The organism is Rhodococcus sp. AC861 (assembly GCF_979256035.1).
Window position 1 is genome coordinate 1 of record NZ_CEEDMW010000137.1, and the last position, 229, is coordinate 229.

Annotated in this window: 1 pseudogene; it reads right to left on the bottom strand. The window is 71.2% G+C overall.

What is annotated here, in order from left to right:
* Positions 1 to 229: pseudogene (locus tag AC0IX4_RS23460) on the bottom strand (glycosyltransferase family 1 protein); the annotation flags it as partial.

Below are 229 nucleotides of genomic sequence, written 5' to 3' on the forward strand. Positions count from 1 at the left end.
ACCCAGTGCCAGTGAGGCGAGAGCCCGGGGGTAGACGGTGTACCGGCCGCCGGCGCGGCTGATCCTGATGCCGGGCACGGTCTCGGACGACGGAGCACCGGGGTACGACGCGGTGCGCAGGGTCACGGCGATACCGCGCTCGGCCCGCCCGGCGCCGACGTGTGCGAGATAGCTCTCGCTGCCCCCACCTTGTGGATGGCCACTGTCACGCCAGCAGAGACGTAGAACC